The following is a 22,389-nucleotide window of genomic DNA, read 5'->3' on the forward strand; positions in this document are numbered from 1 at the left end:
GAGCTGGATGGAGAGAAATTTAAAATTTATCACGATCCTGGACATTCTCCGGGAAGTGTTGTTTATCACAACGAAAATCAGAAATTCATGATCTCCGGTGATGTATTGTTTGAAGGCAGTATCGGCAATAATTGTTAAAAAAAAGAGTTACATAGAAAAATCTTTAAATAAAAGTATTTAAAGGTTTTTCTATGTAAATGGTAGTTGATGTTTTATTTACTCCATTTTAAGTTTTGTGCATACTTTGTATGTGGTCCAATTTCATGTGGAAAAGATTTCGAACCCCTCTCATCACCTAGTGTTTGAATAACTTCATCCGTAACCCAGATGTAATTTTCAGATGTTTTATTCTTTAAATCTTTAAGTAATGGCATTTGGTCATCATTAATTACTAAATCAAAAACTTCATAAATAAAAAGACCTTTACCTCCCATATCCAAATCAATTATAGGTGATTGACTTTTTTTCTTAAATCTATAGTCGATGTATCTAAAAGGCCGCCAGTTTAAAATTTCTGTTGCAATTAATTCTTCACAAAATTCTCTCCAAGGCGAACAGACATCATCTCCCCAGTTCTGACTTTTAACAACACTGATGAGCTTTGCTTCAATCTGTAAAGCGTTATCATACTCGGCAGTTACACCATTTGTTCGCAGGTATAGCTCACAGCGTGGAATACCATTTCCCCTATCAGGATGAGGCATAAAATCCTTCAGAATTTTTACAATACCATCATTGGGCATCAATCCTAATTTGCAGTGATCAGATAGGATAAATTCTGTCATCCCCGGAACATTAATATGAGGCTTCCTTCGAAATAAGGCAGTATAGAATTCTGTGCTTCTTTTTTGATCATGTACATATAGTATGATTTTGATTCCGACGATTTGCATCATATTTAAAGTTTTAATGGAGACATTACACACAATAAACAAAATCCTGTATCAGCTTCCTGTAGGATAACGAGCAGTATGATTTATGACACAAAAATAGAAAAAAAAATCAAAATAAGACAAAAATGTCTTATTTATAATATCTTTGCTGAAGAAATAATAAACATCTAAAAAAAGACAATCAATGGATGCAAATTTATCTTCCGCTCACAAAATTCTAGTATTAAATACACTGGCTTTTACCATTTGTTTTGCTTGCTGGACATTGAACGGAGTTCTCGTAACTTATCTCGTAGATAATAATATTTTCAATTGGTCAGTCGTCGAAACTGGCTGGCTGCTCGGAATTCCCATTCTTACGGGCTCCATTATGAGATTACCCTTGGGAATTTTAACTGATAAATACGGTGGAAAACCTGTATTTTCAACCCTACTACTTCTTTGCAGTGTTCCATTGTTCCTACTCTATTTTGCAGATTCCTATTGGATCTACTTTCTGCTAAGTGCCTTATTCGGAATGATTGGGACAGGTTTTGCCGTAGGAATTGCCTTTACATCAGCTTGGTATCCAAAAGAATGGCAGGGACGTGCCTTGGGAATATTTGGGATGGGAAATTCAGGCGCTGCCTTAACCACATTTTTTGCCCCCACTCTACTTAATTATCTATCTGCCGAAGACCCAGAGAATGGATGGAGAATGCTTCCCATACTCTATGGAATTACATTGGTCATCATAGGATGCATCTTTCTACTCTTTGTGAAAAATAAGAAAGTTACCGCACAAAACAAGTCTACAAAACAACTTCTCGAACCTCTCTCGAACATGAGAGTCTGGCGATTTGGTCTTTATTATTTTTTAGTATTCGGCTTATTTGTCGCTTTCTCTCAGTGGTTGATGCCTTACTATGTGAGTGTCTACAAAACCTCATTGGTTTTAGGAGGACTTTTGGCATCAGCCTTCAGCTTACCCAGTGGCGTTATCCGCGCTTTTGGCGGTTATCTTTCAGATAAATTCGGTGCTAGAAAAGTGATGTACTGGGTCTTATACTCTTCACTGATTTTAAGCGGACTTCTGATGCTTCCGAAAATGGAGATTCTAACTCCCGGAAAAGGCATCACAGCAAAAAAAACAGGAATCGTAAAAAGTTTTGGAAATGAAAAGATCATTCTTGATAATGCCGAATTTGCTATTAGTGCAAAACCAGAGATTCCCCAACAAACTTCAGTATTACCCGAATCCTTTTCATGGCAGGAAATTTTAGTAAAACAAAACGAGCGCGTACAGAAAAAGCAGCTTTTGGCACAAGGTGTCACATTGATCAAATTTGAAGCACACATCTGGGTTTTCTCAATCTTGGTGATTCTCATCGGCATTATGTGGGGAATCGGTAAAGCAGCAGTTTATAAACATATCCCTGAATATTTTCCGAATGAAGTCGGTGTTGTCGGCGGAATGGTTGGATTAATTGGTGGTCTAGGCGGATTTATTGGTCCTATCCTTTTTGGATATTTATTAGATTTTTCAGGGTTATGGACCAGTTCATGGATTTTCGTATTTCTCATTTCCGCTATCTCATTGTTCTGGATGAATCAGGTTATTAAAAAAATGACAAACAATGCTGCACCGCATCTTAAAGACAGAATTGAGCACGTCAACAACAACAAAGATTAAAATAAACTAAAAGAATAAATTACTACAATATGAACGAGTCAAATTGGTTAACGGACTACGATCCGTCAAATGAAGAATTTTGGAAACGCAGTGGGAAAAAGATAGCTTGGAAAACTTTGGCCATCACCACAGCTGCACTTACTTTCTCTTTCGCAACCTGGTTTCTTTACAGTGTTATCGTTATCAAACTTCCGCACATCGGTTTTCAATTCACAGATGACCAGCTCTTCTGGATGGCCGCTATGCCCGGACTGGCGGGTGGTATTCTAAGAATCGTCAATACATTTCTAATTCCCATATACGGAACAAGAAAAGTTATTTCAATCAGTTCACTGATCAAAATAATTCCTCTTTTAATGTTAGGATTTGCTGTGATGAATCCCCAAACATCATTCACTTATTTTATGCTGATAGGATTCTTATTAGGGATTGGAGGTGGAGATTTTTCATCCTTCATGCCGTCTACTTCATTATTTTTCCCTAAAAAGGAGGTAGGAACAGCACTCGGAATCCAGGCAGGTGTCGGTAATTTTGGGGTAAGTCTGGTACAGCTACTCTCTCCTTTGATTATGAGTCTTACACTGTTCTCATTTTTAGGCGGCGGTGAAATCATCGTGGAAACCGGAAAAACGATCTACCTGGAAAATACTGCATTTATCTATGTGATTCCTTTATTGATCGTTGGAATTTGGGCTTGGTTTTCATTAAAAAGTATTCCCGTAAAAGCTTCTTTCAAAGAGCAGCTGGATATTTTCAAAGACCGTCACACCTTGTATTGTACGATGACCTACATAATGACCTTCGGAATTTTTGCAGGATTTTCTGCGGCCTTCCCCCTGATGATAAAAAATCTTTACACGCCTTTGGATAAAAGCATTGACCCTTTGCAGTTCGCTTTCTACGGTCCCCTTATCGGTTCAGCATCCAGAGTTATTTTTGGAAAAGTTGCGGACAAGATCGGTGGAGCATATCTGACCCATTTTACAGGAATATCATTGATAATTTTAATTTCCAGATTGATTCTTGGCGGTTACCTGACCCCAACTTCACCGGATCAATTTCAGGGATTTCTTCTCATAGTATTAGCCATATTTTTCTTCACAGGTATAGGTAATGCAGCGACTTTCAAACAGTTTCCAGTTATTTTTTCAGAATCACCGAGAAAAGCAGCAGGTGTTATCGGCTGGACAGCAGCAGTGGCTGCATTTGGTCCTTTCGTATTTAATATTTTGATCACACAATCCAGAGCATTGACTGGAGATTCCAGATTATTCTTTTGGTTTTTGGTGGTAGGATGTGTTTGTGCAACCGCCGTCAACTGGCATTTCTATACAAAAAAAGGATGTGAAAGACCTTGCTAGTATTTCCTTTAAGCTCGTTTATTAATTTAAAAAATTGTAATGCAAAAGAAAATAACTTCAGTTTTACTGTTGATATCTATCGCTCTGAATGCGGGATTGATCTATCAATTTTTTTACAAGGGTGAAAAGGTAATTGCTGAAAAAGAGGGAAGATATGAAATCAAAATGGCAAAAGAAAACCGGGAGTTTGTTATGGCAGAAATGAGAGGTTTTCTGGAAAGCGTCCAAAAGATCAACGAAGGAATTGCTAAAAATGATCCTGAAATCATTGCAAAAGTCGGACAACAATCCGGAACCTGCAAAGTGGATGCGGTGCCACAAGGTCTTGTAAAATCTTTACCGTTTGAATTTAAACAAATGGGCTTTCAAACTCACGAACTTTTTGATGTGATGGCAAAAATGGCAAAAAAGAAATACGACCGCCAACTAACTCAGGAAAAGCTCAATCAATTGCTCAACAACTGTGTTGCTTGTCATAAAACCTATAAAATAACCACCGAATAATAAGAAGATGTATAAAACTAAAATCGCCATCAGCTTTCTGGTCTTTGCTTTTGGAATCACAAATGCACAAGTCGACAGCCTGAAAATGAACATTGACCTCAGAACAAGAGCCGAACTGGATAACGGAGCAAGAACGCTAATCCCAAAAGGAAAATCAGCAGAAACGACGGTTGTATCAAGAGCTCGTTTCGGAATTAATTATTACTATAAAAATCTGGAAGTTTACATTTCTGCACAAGACGTAAGAACTTGGGGTGAATCCTCTTCTACTGCAAGTAAAAATCAGAATTTTATTCTGAATGAGGCTTGGGCCAATTATCAATTTTCAGAACGATTTGCCTTAAAATTGGGACGGCAAATTCTTTCTTACGACAACGAACGATTAATTGGGGCATTGGATTGGGCAATGCAGGGACGAAGTTTTGATGCTTTAAAAGGTATTTTCAAATTAACTCCGAGTTCAAAATTAGAAACCGTTATTACTTACAATAATGACGACAATGACGCGAATGACCTTCCCGACAAAGAAGTTTATAATATTACAGAAGCCGGAGAAATCACAAAATCTCTACAAATCATCCATTACCAATACACAGGAAAAAACAAGTTACAGTTCTCCGCAATCGCTTTGAACCAGGTTTTACAAAACCCGTCTGGTACACATTACGATATGTTGACCGTAGGAATTAACTCAAAAAAATATTTTGAAAATTTCGGTTTTTTTGGTTCTGCTTATTATCAAACCGGAAAAAATACAGCCGCTCAAAGTAAATCTGCTTATCAATTTTCTGTAAATTCAGACTTCATCATCATACCGAAATTTAACGTGGTTTTGGGAACAGAATGGCTTTCCGGAAGAAGTTTTGATACGGAAGCCGGCAAGAATAGATCTTTCAGTCCTCTGTACGGAACTAATCATCTTTATAATGGTTTTATGGATTATTTTTATTTCGGGACAAATCATTTCAACAGTTTTGGCTTGAACGATTATTATCTGAAATCTACTTATAAATTTAACTCAAATTCTAATCTTCAAGCCGATTTTCACGCATTTACATCCAATGGAAAATTGGGCTTAAATAATTTGGGAGAAAAATATTCCAATTATTTAGGAACCGAATTAGATTTGGTTTTCACGCAAAAAGTTGGGAAAGTCATCACAGCTAATCTAGGACATTCGTTTATGTTTTCAGGAGAAAGTATGAAGTTTCTTAAAAATGTTCCGGAACCAAAAAACTTACAAACCTGGACTTGGATCGGTTTGAAGATTGCACCGAATTTCAGGCTGAAATAACCTTTATTACATTCCTTTCTTTCAACAAAAAAATCGACCAAAAGTTTTGGTGGATTTTTTTGTTATCTAGTGTATCGATTTAAGATCCGTATATAAATTTACCATCACATTCTTAACATCGAAATTATATGCGGAATTAAAATAATGTTAAACATGCTGAAGATTCGTTCAATTGATTTAAAACTTTACTCACATCTAACAAACAGGAAAATCATAGATAAAGATTTTGTATTTTTACATTCTATTCTGTTCAGAGTAATAAATCCGAGGGTCTAGATTAAATTATTAATTAAAATCAATGTTGATATTTTCCAATACTTGTCAATACGCAATTAAAGCCTGTATAGTTCTTGCAACCGAGAGGAAAAAGATAGGAATTATTGATATTTCAGAACAAATAGGAACGCCCACTTATTTTACTTCAAAAATTTTGCAGCAGCTGACCAAAAAACAATTGATTTCTTCAGGAAAAGGAAAAGGGGGCGGTTTTTTTCTGACTGATGAACAATTTGAAAACCTGACAATCAAAGATATTTATGAAAATTTCGAGGGAAAAGAAGTTCTTACTTCCTGCCTCTTAGGACTTAAACAGTGTAATGGAGATAACCCTTGCCCTATCCACCATCTTGCGGTTGCTGTAAAAGAAAAGGTACTGATTATGTTCAAGTACAAAATCAAAGATTTAAAAGATCTTGGAAGCGTGATGCAGATGATGGGTGTGCCAAGTGATTTATGAATTCAGTTATTATAATTGAGGAATTTTGATTTGATTCAATTTCAGTTTGAAAGATTTTAAGTCAGAAAAAATAGAATCTAATTTTGGTTTGAAATAATTGGTTTCGGCAAAAAGTTCTTCGTAATAAGCAATTCCTTTCAGCAAATTTCCTTTGAAAATCTCCCACTTTTTCACCTGAGATTTGGTGATTTCTTCAGAGAATTCCAGAATTTCATTCTTAAAATAATCGACATATAGTTTCAATTCATTGATGAATAAATGAGGACGTCGATCATCTGATAAAACATTCTCATAACCATAAATATGACGAACCATTTTCGAAAGTGAAACCTCTTTATCAAAAAAACTAAGATTCGGTCCCGGACAAATAACAACAACTTGCTTCTCCCCTTTTACCAGGATATCTAACTCCAAATATGCAGAATTTGCAAGTCCAACACAAAGACAAGATTTTTCTGTAATGTTTTGCTTCTGTTTCTCGTATTGTTTATCAGTCAATTTTAACCTGTTAGTTTTCAATTCACTCAGTTTTATATCCTGATATTTTTTGGAAGCCGTACAAGTTCCTTTAGGTGTAAATTCTTTGCTGAGCGCCAAAAATTTCTTTGGACAAGAACTCCCAAATTTTTGATTTGAAATATTCATATCCTTGATTTCATCATTGCTCGTGCCTCTGATTGTGTTAAACGGAACTCCCAATGGCGACATATTGCTCAGGTAATAATCTTCTTCTTTTGCATTTATCAAAAGGTTCCTGGTCTCCTGATCCACAGAAGTTGCCTCTGGAACCAGCAAAAATGGCGAACCCCAACCCACACTGTCCGCATTATATGTGGTCAAAAGAAACTCGTGTTCTTCAGAAGTTCCAACACCACCTTGCACAGAAATTCCGGTTTCCAAAGGTTCGGAAGTTGTCATTTTCCCTTTCTGCTCCAAGGCTGATTTCCAGAGAGCAAAAGCCGAAGCTTGAAGCTCGTTTTTCTTTTGTTTGAATTCTTCCATAATTGGCCCCATAAGAAGTCCGTCGGTTGCGAAGGCGTGTCCACCGCAGTTTAGTCCAGATTCAATTCTGTATTCTGAAACCCAAAGTCCTTTTTTCGCAAGAAAATTCCCCTGAATCATCGCAGAGCGAAAATCGCTGACTTTAAGAATGATTTTCTTTTTCAATTCGCCATTTTCATTAGGAAAAAAATCTTCAAACTCTTCCAGATAACTATACAATCTTGGATTCATTCCGGCAGAAAAAATGACGGATGACGACAATTTGCTATTGGCAAAACCTCGCAAAGAAGAGTGTGCATCATTATAAATAGTCGAAAGCTGAACATTTTTCACAAAATTATCCTTGTCTACTTTCGTCATAATATTCACATCTATTTCACCTGGATTTAAATGATTATCAACGAAATTTTTGATGCTTTCCGCCAGATTATCTTTTTTGTTGAGGATATTTTGCAAACCATCTCTCAAGCCAGAAGTACTTGGCAACATTCCGATAAACTGTTTGAGACTTTCTGTATTTTTTGAAATTTCATGTTTGAAATCTTTAAATTTTTTGGTCACAATTTCATCCATCATATCCAGATAAGCCGTGATTCTCTCCGCTCTGTGGTCTTCAGATTTAATTGAAATTTCTTTAAAATCGAAATTGAATTTTTTACTGTAAAAATCTCGCATTCTCTCAACAATTTCGTCATCTATAATTGAAACTACAGATGAAATCCCAAATTGAGCAACACGGATTGGACTATCGATTGTGTAAGCGAGTCCCATCACAGGAATATAAAAGTTGTGTGCAGGTTTTTTGTTCATTATTTATAAATTGAATTAATTGTTTGAGTTCCGAGATTTCATAGTAGTTACAAGAGAAAATAACCGTGCTGAAAGTCCTAACAAATTTAAGATTTTCAGAGGTTGTTATGTCAAGAATAGCAACATTTTTTAAGCACGAAAAAAAGGATTTATATCATACTAATTTCACCATCAAAACCATCGATAATTCAATAAAAATAATATGAGAAAATTGACGATAACATCAATGAGAATCAAAAGATTATGAAATTACCAAAAAGTTAGTCTACTTTTAAAGATTTGATAAAAGAACCGATTGAAATCATAATGATAACTGAGGCAAATAGCAACCAATATTTTGCACTCAAAAACGGAATATAAAAGATGGAAAAAATAGCTGCGAATGACAAGATGATTTCATTTAAAACAATACCGAAAACCATTAATAAAATACCACAATTCACTGTTTTATCAAATTTAAAATAGTCCAAATCTACTATTTTCCATATTAGAAAAAGACTAATTCCCAATAGTAAAACCAAATGCAAATACGCAATGACAATATTGATGCTGTTGAATGCATAAATGCCTAAAGACGGGATAGCAGAAGCAATTTGCAAGATAAACTTCATTAAAAAAGAAAATCCGACAACTGCCAATAATAATTTTTGAATGAAATGATTTTCTGAGAATTTCGATCGATTTTTCCAAACAAAACTCCAAAGTTTCCACGCTCCTAAAAGTTGAATGAGTGAAACTATGGTAAAAAATCCATACAACAAATCAGGAATTTCTGTCCATAAAATTGAAAGTCCGTAACCGAAAAAACAACCGATGAATAAAAGGAAAAATATAGTTTTATTCAAGTTTTCTGAGATTTGAATGCCGTACTTTTTTAATGAAATCATAAGCAAACCGACACACGAAAACAGAAAAAATCCATTGTACTGATAATGCAGATAAAAATAAGTTGAGGCTCTAAAAAGCACTTCAAATTCATCTTTTCGGGAAGAAAAATAAGCCAACCCAAAAATTCCAATTGCAGAAATTGTGGTAAAAAAAGCACCTGATTTTAACCAGATTATTTCAGGATTTCTATTTGATTTTGTATCAATTAATAAAAATATAAAATACGCAAATCCCGTAAACAAAGCAATTGACGCAAATATGATTGACAACCAAAAATAGCCTCCATAAAGAAAAGTGAACAACATTCCATACGAACCGATTTGGTTAGCAATCATTAAAAATTGGTATTTTTTGAAGTTTATTTTTTCGGAAATTTCACTCAAATATTTCGTAACAAAAAGATAAATACTTGCTGAAACCCAGCCATAAAAAGCAAAATGCGAGTGCGCTTCCTGCGTAAATTTGTGCGTTAATCCTGGTAAAGAAAAAGCCATATTGTACCTCATCATCACGCCGACAACCGACACAACAAAGAAATTGAAAACGCAAAGTTTTAACCAAATACTAAAATTCTTCATTAATTACTCAGGGATATAAATAATTTCTCCATTTTCCAATTCGTAAGCGATAATGTCCCAATTTTTGTCAGCTTGAACATCGGTAACGGTTACAATTTCATTTTTTGAAAATGAAAAATAAACCCAATTGGTATAAGATCTGGCATCTAAAACCTGATGCGTTTTGATTTCTCCTGCTGATGCAATGTCTTCTTCTCTATCATCACTACTGTTACAAGAACTAAAAATGAATAAGCCCAATACAAGAGCTACAAGTGATTTTACTTTCATAAGTATAAATTTTTTTACAAAGAAATAGTTTTTATTATACTGAATAAAAATAAAGATGTGATAGAAATCAAAAATAAGACATTTTTGTCTTATTTTAATTTTTAACAATTAATTTTGTTAAAATCCTTGGATTTTTAATGGAATCTAAAGCTGAAAATTATGATTTTAATTAAATGATATTCAAATTGTATGTTGAAAAACTTTCAAATTCCTCTTCACTATGACTGATGACAAATAATGTGGAATTATTGTTTTTATTAAACTCCAATAATTCATTTAACATCACTTTTCGCATCGCAATATCTACTGCAGAAAATGGTTCATCGAGCAAAACAATTTCAGCATTTTGGGCTAAAGTTCTTGCCAATGCAACCCTTTGCTGTTGTCCGCCAGAAAGTTTAGAAGGCGATGTATTCTCGAAGGTTTTGAGGGCAAAATTTTCTAATAATTCATCAACGATATTTTCGTCTTTTTCCGTTTGTGCGAAAGCGATATTTTGTTTCACATTCATATTTGGGAACAAGGCGTAATTCTGAAACATCAGTGAAATATTTCGTTTTTGAGGTGGTAGAAATATTTTATTGGCAGTATCCAGCAAGATTTTATCATTTAATTTAATGAAACCAAAATCCGGATCAATCAATCCCGAAAGTATTTTGAAAAAAGTGGTTTTTCCAATCCCGGAATCGCCTGAAACGTGCACAAAACTTCCTTCTGAAATCCGCTCATTCACCTCAAGAAATTTATTTCCTGACGAAGTAAAAATTTGATGTCTTATCTGAATTTCAATCATCGGAATGTGGTAAAATTAGTTTTTCGGTTAATGCTGTAAATCAACAATAAAATAAGAAAGGAAAGGATGAAAAGCACGAATGCATAACGGTTAGCAGCCTCAAAATTGAGCGCCTGAACCTGGTCGTAAATCGCAACTGAAGCGATCCTGGTTTCTTTGGGAATATTTCCGCCAACCATAATCACGATGCCAAATTCGCCGATACAGTGGGCAAAAGTGAGCGCAATTCCAGTGATAACAGATTTTTTTATATTTGGAATAAGGACTTTGAACAAAGTAACTATTTTCGATTTTCCCATTGTGTAGGAAGCTTGTCGCAAATCATCATTCAAAGCCGAAAACCCGTTCTGCAATGGCTGAATCATAAACGGAAGATTGGCAATGATACTTGCAATCACAATTCCCTGGAACGAAAAAGCGAGCCGAACATCACAATATTTTTGAAGAAAATTCCCGAAAGCATTTTCCGGACTGAAGGCGACCAAAAGATAATATCCCATCACTGTTGGTGGCAAAACCATCGGCATTGAAATTAAAGTTTCTGCAATGAATTTCAGTTTAAACCGAGAATAGGAAAGCCAATACGCAACCGGAATTCCAATGAGAATGAGGATTACCGTGGTAATTAGCGCTAATTTCCCAGTGAGGAGCAAGGTGTAAATGAAGTCTTGGTCAAGCATTTATTTTGAAATTTTGGTTTAATAACCGTAACGTTTCCAAATTTCATTTGCTTTTTCCGAATTGATGAAATCAAAAAAATCTTGAGATTCAGTTTGGCTTTTGCCTTTCAAAACGATTCCGCTTTGGGCAATCGGCGCGCATTCTTTTTCAGATAATTCATAGAAATTTCCTCGCCTCATCATTTCTTTATTTTTAGCATTGGAAAGTGCGATGAAACCTACATCTGCGTTTCCTGTCGACGCAAATTGTGCGACTTGACTGATGTTTTCTGCCCAAACGATTTTGTTTTCAATTTTGGAATATAATCCTGATTTTTTTAAAGCTTCGACTGTATTTTTTCCATATGGAGCGAGCTCAGGATTTGCGATGGCAATTTTATTTATTTCAGGATTTTGCAACAAATCCAAACCTTTAGAAACGTCCTTTTTGAAGCTCCACAAAACGACCTTTCCATAAGCGTAAATTTTAGGATTTCCATAATTTTTCCCAGCACTTTTTAATTTTTCCGGAAATTGAGTATCGGCAGATAAAAACAAATCGAAAGGTGCACCATTTAAGATCTGCTGAACCAGCAAACCAGAAGAACCAAAAGTAATTTCTACTTTTTTATCAGGATTTTCTTTGATGTAAATTTGTTTTAAATCTTCTAAAACGTCCCTAAGATTAGCTGCCGCCGCAACGGAAATGAAAGAATTTTGAGTGGATTTTTCAGATGAATTTGGTTCTTTTTTTTTACAATTCAACATCATAACTGACATTAAAATTGTACAGACTAACAGTTTCAAATATATCCAATTGCTCATAAATTATGCGAAAAGAAAGATTCAAAATAAGACTTTCTTATCCTTTTCAAAGGTATGATTATCGATTGAAAATCCAAAAACAAATGATCGAAAAATGAAGATTTAAACTTGTCTTTCTAAAGTCTTGCATTTTTCTTTGTCACCAGATTTTACGACTGAAACATCAATATATTTTACTTTTCCTTGGCTTGCTTCTTCGAACTGTTTTGCTTTTTTGTCGGCATATTCGTAGGTGTATCCAATTCCCATTACCACTTTGTGCCCGTTGCACTCTCCCATTGCCAGATAAAGATATTCTCCTAAAGTATGATTCATTTCAGTTAAAGTTTTTAATTTAATATCAAAGTTTTTAATTTAATATCAAAGTTATTTTTTTGATTTGTTGTTGAGCAATTGTTCCAGATAGTCTTTCAAAACCAAAGGATGACAATGTTTTTCATCCCTTGCTGCATAAACCAGCGTTATTTTTTCCTGTTGCCCATTTTTTTCCAGGAAAGGTTTTCCGGGATTTTGCTCCAAAAGTTCTTCTTTATATTTCCGGGAAAACTCTTCCCAAAGCAAAGGATCGTGATGAAACCACTCCCGAAGCGCTGTTGATGGTGCAAGATCTTTGTCCCATTCATCCAAAGCGGCTTTTTCTTTTGAGATTCCTCTTGGCCAAATCCGATCTACCAAAACACGGTAACCATCTTCGGGAGAAGCATCTTCGTACACTCTTTTTAATACGATTTCCATTGATTTATTTTTTAAAATTGATAATCATTTCCAAAATTCATCCTCATAATCATCATCTTCTTTGTGATGATGTTGGTTTAATTCTAAACCTATTGTATCCATCTGTTCATCGGAAAGATGTTCTTCAAGATAAGGAAAAACACTTCTTTCCTCAAAACGGATATATTTGTATAAAGCATCAGCAAAATCTGATAGCAACTGTTGGTTATTTGATTGATTGATACTTCCAATTAAACAGCTAATTTCGCGATGTTCTTTCTCCATTTGGTTCTGTAAACCCTCGTTCGACAATTCTGGAAGCACATCATCTTCAGTCTTGAAATGGTTATGAAGATTCTTTTCCCAATAATAATTAATGTAATTCTTGATGCGTTCGTAAGAAACCTCTTTTTTGATGCCCTGGCGGATTTTCCAGCAACAAAGCAAACCAAAATGATGGTCTCGGGATAAGGGTACGAGATTTTCGTTTCTTTTCATAGGATTGAATTTTTATTGATATTTTATCTTTAAAATTAATGAAAAAGAACCGCCAAAATAAGATGACGGTTCCTGCTTTTAATCATATTTTATCTTTTCTCTTTAAGCGACCAGCCGGTTTTCAGTCCGATAATGAAAATTACCAACAGCATCTCTCCTAGCGCCAGTAAAATGTCACCGGGAACACGTAGCCAACGTAAAGTATGCATCATATCGGTCTGCATAAATTCTGCGGAACGAGCGTACCAATATCCTTCTTTAATAGAGGCTACGGATTGCATAATTCCTATCGGCAACAAACTGATGGTTACCATTACTAACAATCCGATATTTGTTAGCCAAAATGCCCAGCCGATGAGTTTATCATTCCATTCTCTGTCAGGATATAATCCTCTCAACATAAACATCATCAAACCAATTCCCAAGATTCCATACACTCCGAACAGTGCGGCGTGGCCGTGAACTGCGGTTGTATTGAGTCCTTGAATATAGTACAATGCAATCGGTGGATTGATGGCAAACCCGAAAATACCTGCACCAAGGAAATTCCAAAAACACATGGCGATGAAACAGTAGATTGGCCATTTGTATGCTTTGATCCATTTGGTAGATTTACTGATCTGATAATTTTGATAAGCTTCAAACCCAATTAAAACCAAAGGAACAATTTCAAGTGCGCTGAATGTAGCTCCCAAAGCCAAAACTGCTGTTGGCGTCGCACTGAAATACAAGTGGTGGAACGTTCCCAAAATACCTCCCGCTAGGAAAATAATGGTTGAAAATAATACAGCATGAGTTGCTGCCTTTAATCTTAATAATCCCAATCTTGTAAATAAAAAGGCTGCTACAACGGTTGCAAAAACTTCGAAGAATCCTTCTACCCAAAGGTGAACCACCCACCATCTCCAGTATTCTGCAATGGCCATATGGGTTTGTCTTCCGTACATCAATCCGGCTCCATAGAATAGGGCAATTGCTACTGCGGAAAGTGTGAACAATAATAGTAAATGTCTGTCACCATCTTTCTTTTTCAATGCGGGTAAAAGTGCTCTTACCATAAGAATTAACCAAAGAATTAATCCTACTAACAATAAGATCTGCCAAATTCTACCCAGTTCTACATATTCGTAACCGGAATGTCCCCAAAGGAAATTATCTACATAACCTAATTTCTGCATCACGCCAAGCCATTGTCCCGCCAAAGAACCGAAAACCACAATCAGCAACGCTCCGAACAATACATTGACACCTAAAACCTGATATTTCGGTTCGTAACCCGAAACGGCAGGAGCAATATATAAACCAGTAGCGAGCCAGGAAGTTGCAATCCAGAAAATCGCCAACTGAACGTGCCAGCTTCTGGAAATGGATTGCGGAAGAACCTCATCCAACGGAATACCGTAAAAAGCACTGCCTTCTACTCCGTAATGGGCAGTAATAACGCCTGCAAGCATCTGAACCAAAATCAGTAATGCCACTACCCAAATATATTTCAGCGTTGCTCTCATAGAAGGTGTTGGTTTCATATTTCTGAGCGGATCTTCCAAAGGCAGCATCTCGCTTGAATTGATTTCTTCCTCCTTGTTTCGGGCGTGGTAAAATACCAGCAGACCTACACAACCCAGCAACATCAGCACACTGAAACCGGACCAAAGGTGTAACGATGGCGGTGGTACATTGCCAATCAGTTCATCGTGTGGCCAGTTGTTGGTGTACGTTACATCGTCACCAGGACGATCCGTGATGCAAACCCAGGCTGCCCAAGAGAAAAAGGCATTCATTTTTGCCATTCTTTCCGGAGTTTTTACCGTATTTTTCGGGATGGCGTACTGATCTCTCAGTTTTGCCATTTCCGGAGCATTCATAAATATTTTAGCGTAATAATCTGCCAGTTCTGCCTGTACTTTTGCTCTTTCAGGAGAAATCACAATTGTATTGGTGGCTTCGTCTAAGGTATTTTTACGAAGTTCTTTTTTCAGTAATACCTGATATTTTGCCTGCTCGTCATCCGGTAAATCTTTATAGACTTTCCCCTCTTTTTTAGCCAGTTCTTCCAGAAGAAGCAAAGATTCACGATGGAGATAATCGGCACTCCAATCGGGTGCAATATAGGCTCCGTGTCCCCAAATACTACCGACAGTCTGCCCGCCGATAGATTGCCAAACATTCTGACCGTCTTTGATGTCTTGTCCGGTAGCTATCACTTTACCATCGGTGGTCACCACATTATCGGGAACGGGCGGAATTTTCCTGTAAATCTCCACGCCGAAGAAAATGAGGACAGCAAAGGAACCAATAATAACGGCTGCAAGCCACGTCCATAACTTTTTAGGTGTCATATATTTTTGTTTTGATGCTTAATGTTCCACTGAAAACTCTTTCTCCAACTCGATAGATTTTGGGAAAAGGATATTATTTTCCAGATGGATATGTTGGTGTAAATCGTTCTCGAAATCCTGAAGCATTGCAAATGTCACTTTGTAGGTGTTGCAGGCATCGGCTGGCGGCGTATATTCGTTTGTGAGTTCTGCAATTTGTCGTAGGCGTTCCCCTTCCACGGTATGTTCGTGCTTCATCATATTTACCGGATTTTCTACTGTTCCGAAAGGCGGCTGCGGAATAGCACTGCCATCAATCTTGGCTTTCACCATATTTTTGATGAATGGGAAAAGCATCAGTTCCTCTTTTTTCAGATGTGCGCCCAGATCCTGTGCAGAAGCATCAAACAATTCTTTAATTTCGAATAATTCCGGATGACGACCGCCGTGCACTTTACAAAGTTTGTCTAAGAAAGCCTGTAAAATAGGCGTTTTTTCATACACGTAGCGGTGATGGATTTTCTCTACATAATCTGCCAGCAAGTCCAGTGGCCAGCTTTTAAAATCGATGGAGCCACCATTATCCTGAGGAAGATTTTCAATCTCTGCATAAATTGAATTGGCATCCAGCATTTTGTTTTCGCAGGCAACCTCTATGGTTCTTCCGCCTTTGCAGCAAAAATCGATACCATTTTTTTTGAAAATAGCTGCCGTTCTGAAATCTTCAGCTACAATCTCTCCTATAAAATCTGTCTTGATATTCATAATTAAATACTTTTTTATCTTTTATTATTTTAAAATTTTTTTATTTTGATTTTCTGGTTTTTAGTTTTCTGATTGGATATAGTTCATTATCAATAAATCTCCTATTTTACTATAAACAACTCTGCTTTTTAGTTTGTTCAAGCCTATTATTTGTCATTCCGAAGGAATCCATTCAGAATAAGTCCTTAATTCCTCATCAGTAAATTGAGATTCCTACGGAATGACAAAATAGTATTGAATAAGTTGTTAATCTATTTTTTAAGTGAAAGGATATATTTTACCATTTTCTGAGCGTTCTCTTTGCTGAGTCCGGCGTGCGGTGTCATCGGGATATCGCCCCAAACACCTTTTCCGCCATCAATCACTTTTTGTGCAAGATGGTCGATATCGGCTTCGGTATATTTTGCTGCTACGTCCTGATAAGCCGGTCCCACCAATTTAGAATCTACCTTGTGACAAGACAGGCAGTCTGCGCCTTCTACAAGAGCTTTGCCTTCGTCTTCGGGCTTTGCTGCGGCTGTTGTTGAAGCAGTATCAGCAGATGCTGCAGGTTTTGGTTCCTCCATCATTGTATTGGATTCTGTTGTGGGCTGCTGTTCTGCTACTTGTTCTTTTTTTTCTGAGCAAGAAGTGATGGTAAGAGAGAGCAAAATTGCTGTAAAAAATAAGTTTTTCATTACTAAAGATTTTTATGGATTATAATTCTATTTGTTTTTTAATTTCTTTTACAAGGTCATCATCGCCGGAGTCCAAACCTTCTTTTTGATAAGCTAAAGTTCCTTTTTTGGAATAGACACTGATGATATTGGAGTGGGAAAACTCTATCGGGGAGATTTCTTTGTATTTAACAGCCATTACGTTGGCGAGTTCCCGCGTATCATCTTCATTGCTGCGGATAAATGTCCATTGTTTTTCATCGAATTTATTGGTATCCAGATAAGCTTTCATTACCTGCGGTGTATCGTTTTTCGGATCAATGGAAATCAAAACATACTGGATGTCTTCCGGATTGGTTTTTCCTACTTTTTGGGAGATGGTTCTCATCTCGGCAGTGAGTCTCGGGCAAGCGGTTTTACACGATGTAAAAATCATTGCAGTAACCAGAACTTTCCCTTTCATATCAGAAAACGTAATGGTTTTACCGTCCTGTTTCTCCCATTTGGAACTGACATTATAAATGGAATCCGGACTTATTTCTTCGTTTTTTTTGCTGCAGGACAAACTTGCCATTGCCAACAAAATATAAAGTAAGTTTTTCATTTTTTTTAATTTTTAAAATCTCTTGCACATCGGAAACCGAGATTGTTGAGACAGTTGTTAGCTTTGATACTTCCGCGAAGTGCATAACGCACAAAGGCAGCATAATTTCTAAGATCCGAAGCGGTAATGGCGCCACCGGCACAAAACAAAGACTCGTTGGTGGTATTGTCTTTTCTGGATTCTCCGCTCATCATCACCGAGTTGAAATCGTACGTCCATTCCCAAACCATTCCGTACATATCGTAAACGCCGTAAAAATTGGGTTCACCTTGTCTTACAACTTTATTCATATTGCTTTTCCGCTGTTGGTATTCTCTAAGTATAAAATCTGTAAAATGAGGTTTATCAGAAGCATTTTTAGAACTGCGGTCTGCAAGTCCTACATATTCCCATTCTTCTATTGTTGGAAGCCTTTTGCCCACACTTTTGGCATACGCTTCTGCGGCAAACCAGGAAACATTGGTTACGGGAGCGTCGGGATTTATTTTTTCCGGAAGCTGATAATCGCCTTTCCAATGTTTGAGGTAAGTGCTGTCTGCGTATAACCGAAGCACTTTGCTTCTGGTCCATTGAGGATTAGCTTTCAGAAATGTGAGATATTCTGCATTGGTCACCGGGCTGTTATCAATATAAAAAGATTTTACTTTAATAATATTGTTAGAATCTTTTCCGATAAAAGCTCTGTACGATCCGCTGTCTATTTTCATCATTTTTTTTGAACTGGAAATGAATTCTAACTGATGATCTGCTATAGACGTACTCTGATGACTTTTGGGAGTTTGTGAACAGGAAGCTAAACCCAAATTCAGGATGACTGCACAAATGATGATAAAAACTCTCATTGCTTTGTATTTGCTAAACCTCAATGAAACAAGAAAAAAAATTATGGATTCTTTTTATAAACTGCAGGATTATCCGGTCCTGTAACTTTAATTTTGCCTAAAGCTCCTTTGTTGAAAGCTCTGAAAATTGCGTGGTCAACAATCACATATTCACCGGGAACGGTTGCTTTGAACTCTACAATAGACGCTCCACCAGGAGGAATAACCGTGGTCTGTACATTTTCATTGATTTTGCTGCCGCCTTCCATATACACTCTGTCGAAGATTTCCCCGATCACGTGGAAAGAAGACGTAAGGTTCGGACCACCGTTTCCTACGAAAAAACGTACAGTTTCACCTACTTTTGCCTGCAATTCGCCATCGCCCAAAAGAGCTCCGGTTTTTCCGTTAAATACAACATATTCCGGATGTTCTGAAATGGCTTTATCCATATCGAATTCCTGAAGACCTTTGTCACCAAATTTCCCTTTGGTGTAGAAATCGCCCTGCATAATGTAGTATTCTTTGTCCACTTTTGGCAGTCCGCCTTCCGGTTCGATAAGGATGAGACCGTACATTCCGTTGGCAATGTGCATTCCTACAGGAGCTGTGGCACAATGGTAAACATAAAGTCCGGGATTCAGTGCTTTAAAATTGAAAACTTTTTCCGTTCCCGGCGCTACGAAAGTGGCTTCTGCACCGCCACCGGGACCATTAACAGCGTGGAGGTCGATGTTGTGAGGGAATGTATTGTTTTCATTATTTTTTAAGTGAAGTTCGATTTCATCGCCTACCCTTGCACGGATAAAACTTCCCGGAACCGTTCCGTTGAAAGTCCAGAAATTATATTGCGTACCGTCTGCCAATTCGCCGGTCTTCTCGATAGTTTCCAGACGAACGACAACTTTCTTTGCTACACGATCTCCAACGGGAGCCGGCACGTTGGGCGGTGCTACAGATTTTTGCTGTTCTACGGAACCGTCTGTTTTAATTTTTTCTGTATCTGAATTATTTTCAGAGCTTGTAGAATTGTTTTGTTTACAGGAATTCAGACTGATGAAAGCTGATAAAACTGTTGCGATGATGAATGTCTTTTTCATAACTGAAATATTTGAGTAACATTTAGTACCAATAAATTAAAAAGATAAAAACACCTTTTAGTATTTTATTGTAATAATTTTTTTTATTGTTTTAGGAATGTCAGTTTTAAATCCAGATTTTCTACAAAAAGTTGAATTCTAGATTCTTCCAACATTGTTTTTATTTCCTGTCGTATGTGTTTAAAATCATTATGGATAGGACAAGGGTGATCTTCCGAACATTCTTTAAGACCAAGACCGCAACCCGAAAATAGTTTGTCACCATCTATTTCTCTCACAATATCAGCTACAGACTGTTCAAGATTGGCATCATCCATATAGAAACCACCGTTGGGTCCTTTTGCCGATTGCACAAAACCTTTTCTACTGAGATCCTGAAGTATTTTTGCAATGAAATATTCCGGAGAATCTATACCCGATGAAATATCTTTGATGCCTATCCGACTTCCATCTTTCGATTTCTGCGCAATAAAGATCAAGGCTCGTATGGCGTATTCACAGGTTTTAGAAAACATTTGTTATTTTTATAAAACAAAGATAAAAATATTAAGACAAATAAAAGACAAATTAGTATTTTATTTAATTGATATTTATCATTCCCATTCCAACAGTCTCCTTTCGCCTTCTATTTTTTTCGTTTCAGAAATATCCTGAGACATTTCAATTACACCCCGGTAATTTTTCTGAGCATCCCGAACAGCAAAATATCGAACATAAATCAACTTCTCTTTATAGTTAAACCAAAATGATGCTTCATTTTGTTCTCCTTTCCGAAATGCCTCTACTATTTTCAATACTGTATCAACACTTTTTGGAGGATGGCAGAATTTTACCTCCCTTCCGATGATCCCCGCACTTCTGGGGAAAACACGTTCTTCTCCTCGATTATAGAAGATCACTCTGTCATTTTCATCGACATAGGTCAAATCTAAAGGTAAAGTTCTAAATAATAGATTCACTTGTTCAATTGTCATATATCCTTCGTCGAAATGTGATGCATTTTCATCAAAAACGACATCGGTTCTTACGACTGTATCTTCTGATGGATGTACATATTGATTGTCTTCAGGATATTTTGCGGGAGGCTTGCTAAGCATCCAGCCGATCTCATCTTCTCCTTCACGCATTTTGATCCATTCATCCTCTGTAAGAATATCCAAAGCGTTAGGAAACAAAACTGTTTTCTCAACCGCTATTAGATTCCTCAAATTCTGTCCTGCATACTCTGTATTTTCCATCGCAGAATCCAGATCTTTTTCATCGATATTTTTTCTGATGATCCTGAAAATTTCCCTTATTGTATCGTGGAAAGACCACATATTTCTGGAAGGCCCTGTCCATCCTTTCTGCTCTAAAAACGGAAACAGTTGATTTTCTTTTCTTTCAAATCGTCTTTCAACGGTTGCCAGTTGATTGAAAAGATTGTAAAACTTCTGAAATTCTTCGTTTGCATTTGTATTGTTCAGTTCTTCTAACAAAGAAATAATTATTTCTTCTTCGATCAAATAAGTTTGAACAGGATGTCCTGATTTAAATTGATTTTTATCCATTTATTTTTTAATAAAATATTAATATCTTTTTATCTTCTATTTAAAAATAAAAAAACTTTTCTAACTAGGCGTTTTGTTCTTTAATAATAGAATTACGACAAATTTAAGATTAGAATTTCAAATAAAAGAGTGTTTTGTCTTTTATTATTCTGATTTATGTCATTTGATTTAATGCTTGCCTCCATTTATTATTTTATAGATATGTAAAATTCCAGGAAATATCGCATCCATTGACTCCTCCGCTCCTTTTGTAGAACCAGGAAGTGCAATGACCAATGTCTCACCAATCATTCCGGCAATACTTCTGGAAAGCATTGAATAAGGAGTTCGTAATTGTCCGTAATTTCTAATGGCTTCTGCAACTCCGGGAATTTCTCTTTCTAAAAGCGGACGAACTGCTTCCGGTGTTACATCTCTTTTCGAAAGTCCTGTTCCTCCAGTGATCATTACAAGGGAAATTCCGTTTTGGACGTAAAAGTTTATTTTGCTTTGAATTTCCACAATCTCGTCAGGAATAATGATATAATCATCAATACTCACGAGGTTTTTCTCCAATGCTGAAATAATCGCCTTTCCTGCTTTATCTTCTTTTTTCCCTGCAAAAATACTGTCTGAACAAACTATTACGGAAGCGTTAATTCCCACTCCAGAATCCTTGAGGTCTGATTTACCACCTTTTTTCTCGATCAGTCTGATATTTCTGATTTCTATATTTTTATCAATCGGTTTCAGCATATCATACATTGTGAGTGCCACAACAGAAGCTGAATGCATCGCCTCGACTTCTACCCCGGTTTTATAAATTGTATGAATTTCAGATGTGATATAAATTTCCAAATCTCTGATCTCAAATTGTATGGAAGTATATTCTATCGGAATAGGATGACAATCAGGAATAACATCACTGGTTTTTTTGGCAGCAAATAATCCCGCCGTTTTTGACATCTCAAAAACATTGCCCTTCGGAACAGAATTGTTGACAATCGCATCAATCGTTTCTTGTGAACTAACGCTCAGGACAGCCTCAGCCATAGCTTTTCTGAGGGTATTATTTTTATGAGTAATATTAACCATATAC

At 36.5% G+C, this 22,389-nt stretch carries 25 protein-coding genes; 6 read left to right on the top strand and 19 right to left on the bottom strand.

Features of this window, described 5'->3' with window-relative positions; all coding sequences use genetic code 11:
• Positions 1-3 precede the first annotated feature (3 nt).
• Positions 4-138, top strand: a complete 135-nt coding sequence (locus NBX25_RS08135) for an MBL fold metallo-hydrolase (RefSeq protein WP_284346220.1) — start codon at positions 4-6, stop codon at positions 136-138.
• Positions 139-212: 74 nt separating this feature from the next.
• On the opposite strand, the gene NBX25_RS08140 is transcribed toward NBX25_RS08135, so the two are convergent.
• On the bottom strand, positions 213-896 hold the full coding sequence (locus tag NBX25_RS08140) for an SMODS-associated NUDIX domain-containing protein (RefSeq protein WP_002978680.1): 684 nt from the start codon (positions 894-896) through the stop codon (positions 213-215).
• A gap of 181 nt (positions 897-1,077) precedes the next feature.
• Between NBX25_RS08140 and NBX25_RS08145 the strand changes: the two genes are divergently transcribed.
• The 5 genes from NBX25_RS08145 (at position 1,078) to NBX25_RS08165 (ending at position 6,460) form a co-directional block, all read left to right on the top strand.
• Complete coding sequence (locus NBX25_RS08145) at positions 1,078-2,565, top strand: MFS transporter (RefSeq protein ID WP_047096974.1); 1,488 nt, start codon at positions 1,078-1,080, stop codon at positions 2,563-2,565.
• Positions 2,566-2,594: 29 nt separating this feature from the next.
• Positions 2,595-3,926, top strand: a complete 1,332-nt coding sequence (locus tag NBX25_RS08150) for an MFS transporter (protein WP_002978678.1) — start codon at positions 2,595-2,597, stop codon at positions 3,924-3,926.
• Between the two features lie 39 nt (positions 3,927-3,965).
• Positions 3,966-4,430 carry a hypothetical protein gene (locus tag NBX25_RS08155; RefSeq protein ID WP_002978677.1) on the top strand — a complete coding sequence of 155 codons (465 nt, stop codon included), beginning with the start codon at positions 3,966-3,968 and terminating at the stop codon, positions 4,428-4,430.
• A 7-nt stretch (positions 4,431-4,437) separates the two neighbouring features.
• Positions 4,438-5,724 (top strand): alginate export family protein, encoded by a 1,287-nt coding sequence (locus NBX25_RS08160; protein ID WP_002978676.1) that lies wholly within the window; start codon positions 4,438-4,440, stop codon positions 5,722-5,724.
• Between the two features lie 298 nt (positions 5,725-6,022).
• A complete protein-coding gene (locus NBX25_RS08165; protein WP_002978675.1) occupies positions 6,023-6,460 on the top strand; it encodes an RrF2 family transcriptional regulator in 438 nt (145 codons plus the stop codon).
• Positions 6,461-6,469: 9 nt separating this feature from the next.
• Here NBX25_RS08165 and NBX25_RS08170 read toward each other — a convergent pair whose 3' ends face one another.
• From NBX25_RS08170 to moaCB, 18 genes are all read right to left on the bottom strand, one after another.
• Positions 6,470-8,272, bottom strand: coding sequence for a hypothetical protein (locus tag NBX25_RS08170; protein WP_002978674.1), 1,803 nt, complete (start codon positions 8,270-8,272; stop codon positions 6,470-6,472).
• Between the two features lie 260 nt (positions 8,273-8,532).
• A complete protein-coding gene (locus tag NBX25_RS08175) occupies positions 8,533-9,654 on the bottom strand; it encodes a hypothetical protein (protein WP_041461449.1) in 1,122 nt (373 codons plus the stop codon).
• Between the two features lie 87 nt (positions 9,655-9,741).
• On the bottom strand, positions 9,742-10,008 hold the full coding sequence (locus NBX25_RS08180; RefSeq protein WP_047096971.1) for a hypothetical protein: 267 nt from the start codon (positions 10,006-10,008) through the stop codon (positions 9,742-9,744).
• 169 nt (positions 10,009-10,177) lie between these two features.
• Positions 10,178-10,801 (bottom strand): ATP-binding cassette domain-containing protein, encoded by a 624-nt coding sequence (locus NBX25_RS08185; protein WP_002978671.1) that lies wholly within the window; start codon positions 10,799-10,801, stop codon positions 10,178-10,180.
• Positions 10,798-11,481 carry a molybdate ABC transporter permease subunit gene (gene modB / locus NBX25_RS08190; RefSeq protein WP_002978670.1) on the bottom strand — a complete coding sequence of 228 codons (684 nt, stop codon included), beginning with the start codon at positions 11,479-11,481 and terminating at the stop codon, positions 10,798-10,800. The genes NBX25_RS08185 and modB overlap by 4 nt, the downstream gene beginning before the upstream one ends.
• An 18-nt stretch (positions 11,482-11,499) precedes the next feature.
• Positions 11,500-12,231 carry a molybdate ABC transporter substrate-binding protein gene (gene modA, locus NBX25_RS08195; protein WP_228464178.1) on the bottom strand — a complete coding sequence of 244 codons (732 nt, stop codon included), beginning with the start codon at positions 12,229-12,231 and terminating at the stop codon, positions 11,500-11,502.
• A 156-nt stretch (positions 12,232-12,387) separates the two neighbouring features.
• On the bottom strand, positions 12,388-12,600 hold the full coding sequence (locus tag NBX25_RS08200; protein ID WP_002978668.1) for a hypothetical protein: 213 nt from the start codon (positions 12,598-12,600) through the stop codon (positions 12,388-12,390).
• Between the two features lie 51 nt (positions 12,601-12,651).
• Entirely contained in the window at positions 12,652-13,020 is a 369-nt protein-coding gene (locus tag NBX25_RS08205) for a DUF488 domain-containing protein (RefSeq protein ID WP_002978667.1), read from the bottom strand.
• Between the two features lie 24 nt (positions 13,021-13,044).
• On the bottom strand, positions 13,045-13,497 hold the full coding sequence (locus tag NBX25_RS08210) for a hemerythrin domain-containing protein (protein WP_002978666.1): 453 nt from the start codon (positions 13,495-13,497) through the stop codon (positions 13,045-13,047).
• Between the two features lie 89 nt (positions 13,498-13,586).
• Positions 13,587-15,836, bottom strand: coding sequence for a nitric-oxide reductase large subunit (locus NBX25_RS08215; RefSeq protein WP_002978665.1), 2,250 nt, complete (start codon positions 15,834-15,836; stop codon positions 13,587-13,589).
• Between the two features lie 18 nt (positions 15,837-15,854).
• Positions 15,855-16,580, bottom strand: a complete 726-nt coding sequence (ric, locus tag NBX25_RS08220; protein WP_002978664.1) for an iron-sulfur cluster repair di-iron protein — start codon at positions 16,578-16,580, stop codon at positions 15,855-15,857.
• A 251-nt stretch (positions 16,581-16,831) separates the two neighbouring features.
• On the bottom strand, positions 16,832-17,257 hold the full coding sequence (locus NBX25_RS08225) for a c-type cytochrome (RefSeq protein WP_002978663.1): 426 nt from the start codon (positions 17,255-17,257) through the stop codon (positions 16,832-16,834).
• Between the two features lie 19 nt (positions 17,258-17,276).
• On the bottom strand, positions 17,277-17,840 hold the full coding sequence (locus tag NBX25_RS08230; RefSeq protein ID WP_002978662.1) for an SCO family protein: 564 nt from the start codon (positions 17,838-17,840) through the stop codon (positions 17,277-17,279).
• A gap of 5 nt (positions 17,841-17,845) precedes the next feature.
• Positions 17,846-18,682, bottom strand: a complete 837-nt coding sequence (locus tag NBX25_RS08235) for a formylglycine-generating enzyme family protein (RefSeq protein WP_002978660.1) — start codon at positions 18,680-18,682, stop codon at positions 17,846-17,848.
• Positions 18,683-18,723: 41 nt separating this feature from the next.
• Positions 18,724-19,761: a copper-containing nitrite reductase gene (gene nirK / locus NBX25_RS08240; RefSeq protein ID WP_002978658.1), complete on the bottom strand. Its 1,038-nt coding sequence runs from the start codon at positions 19,759-19,761 to the stop codon at positions 18,724-18,726.
• 83 nt (positions 19,762-19,844) lie between these two features.
• Positions 19,845-20,276 (bottom strand): RrF2 family transcriptional regulator, encoded by a 432-nt coding sequence (locus NBX25_RS08245; RefSeq protein ID WP_002978656.1) that lies wholly within the window; start codon positions 20,274-20,276, stop codon positions 19,845-19,847.
• A gap of 78 nt (positions 20,277-20,354) precedes the next feature.
• Positions 20,355-21,311, bottom strand: coding sequence for a DUF438 domain-containing protein (locus tag NBX25_RS08250; protein ID WP_002978654.1), 957 nt, complete (start codon positions 21,309-21,311; stop codon positions 20,355-20,357).
• Between the two features lie 168 nt (positions 21,312-21,479).
• On the bottom strand, positions 21,480-22,385 hold the full coding sequence (gene moaCB / locus NBX25_RS08255) for a bifunctional molybdenum cofactor biosynthesis protein MoaC/MoaB (RefSeq protein WP_002978652.1): 906 nt from the start codon (positions 22,383-22,385) through the stop codon (positions 21,480-21,482).
• Positions 22,386-22,389 lie beyond the last annotated feature (4 nt).

It is taken from the genome of Chryseobacterium sp. Marseille-Q3244 (assembly GCF_940807095.1).
GTDB lineage: Bacteria > Bacteroidota > Bacteroidia > Flavobacteriales > Weeksellaceae > Chryseobacterium.

Bases quoted from the DNA above. Each gene is read 5' to 3' on its own strand.
- NBX25_RS08140 (WP_002978680.1), bottom strand. From the start codon at position 896: ATGATGCAAATCGTCGGAATCAAAATCATACTATATGTACATGATCAA.
- NBX25_RS08145 (WP_047096974.1), top strand. From the start codon at position 1,078: ATGGATGCAAATTTATCTTCCGCTCACAAAATTCTAGTATTAAATACA.
- NBX25_RS08150 (WP_002978678.1), top strand. From the start codon at position 2,595: ATGAACGAGTCAAATTGGTTAACGGACTACGATCCGTCAAATGAAGAA.
- NBX25_RS08155 (WP_002978677.1), top strand. From the start codon at position 3,966: ATGCAAAAGAAAATAACTTCAGTTTTACTGTTGATATCTATCGCTCTG.
- NBX25_RS08160 (WP_002978676.1), top strand. From the start codon at position 4,438: ATGTATAAAACTAAAATCGCCATCAGCTTTCTGGTCTTTGCTTTTGGA.
- NBX25_RS08165 (WP_002978675.1), top strand. From the start codon at position 6,023: ATGTTGATATTTTCCAATACTTGTCAATACGCAATTAAAGCCTGTATA.
- NBX25_RS08170 (WP_002978674.1), bottom strand. From the start codon at position 8,272: ATGAACAAAAAACCTGCACACAACTTTTATATTCCTGTGATGGGACTC.
- NBX25_RS08175 (WP_041461449.1), bottom strand. From the start codon at position 9,654: ATGGCTTTTTCTTTACCAGGATTAACGCACAAATTTACGCAGGAAGCG.
- NBX25_RS08180 (WP_047096971.1), bottom strand. From the start codon at position 10,008: ATGAAAGTAAAATCACTTGTAGCTCTTGTATTGGGCTTATTCATTTTT.
- NBX25_RS08185 (WP_002978671.1), bottom strand. From the start codon at position 10,801: ATGATTGAAATTCAGATAAGACATCAAATTTTTACTTCGTCAGGAAAT.
- modB (WP_002978670.1), bottom strand. From the start codon at position 11,481: ATGCTTGACCAAGACTTCATTTACACCTTGCTCCTCACTGGGAAATTA.
- modA (WP_228464178.1), bottom strand. From the start codon at position 12,231: ATGATGTTGAATTGTAAAAAAAAAGAACCAAATTCATCTGAAAAATCC.
- NBX25_RS08200 (WP_002978668.1), bottom strand. From the start codon at position 12,600: ATGAATCATACTTTAGGAGAATATCTTTATCTGGCAATGGGAGAGTGC.
- NBX25_RS08205 (WP_002978667.1), bottom strand. From the start codon at position 13,020: ATGGAAATCGTATTAAAAAGAGTGTACGAAGATGCTTCTCCCGAAGAT.
- NBX25_RS08210 (WP_002978666.1), bottom strand. From the start codon at position 13,497: ATGAAAAGAAACGAAAATCTCGTACCCTTATCCCGAGACCATCATTTT.
- NBX25_RS08215 (WP_002978665.1), bottom strand. From the start codon at position 15,836: ATGACACCTAAAAAGTTATGGACGTGGCTTGCAGCCGTTATTATTGGT.
- ric (WP_002978664.1), bottom strand. From the start codon at position 16,580: ATGAATATCAAGACAGATTTTATAGGAGAGATTGTAGCTGAAGATTTC.
- NBX25_RS08225 (WP_002978663.1), bottom strand. From the start codon at position 17,257: ATGAAAAACTTATTTTTTACAGCAATTTTGCTCTCTCTTACCATCACT.
- NBX25_RS08230 (WP_002978662.1), bottom strand. From the start codon at position 17,840: ATGAAAAACTTACTTTATATTTTGTTGGCAATGGCAAGTTTGTCCTGC.
- NBX25_RS08235 (WP_002978660.1), bottom strand. From the start codon at position 18,682: ATGAGAGTTTTTATCATCATTTGTGCAGTCATCCTGAATTTGGGTTTA.
- nirK (WP_002978658.1), bottom strand. From the start codon at position 19,761: ATGAAAAAGACATTCATCATCGCAACAGTTTTATCAGCTTTCATCAGT.
- NBX25_RS08245 (WP_002978656.1), bottom strand. From the start codon at position 20,276: ATGTTTTCTAAAACCTGTGAATACGCCATACGAGCCTTGATCTTTATT.
- NBX25_RS08250 (WP_002978654.1), bottom strand. From the start codon at position 21,311: ATGGATAAAAATCAATTTAAATCAGGACATCCTGTTCAAACTTATTTG.
- moaCB (WP_002978652.1), bottom strand. From the start codon at position 22,385: ATGGTTAATATTACTCATAAAAATAATACCCTCAGAAAAGCTATGGCT.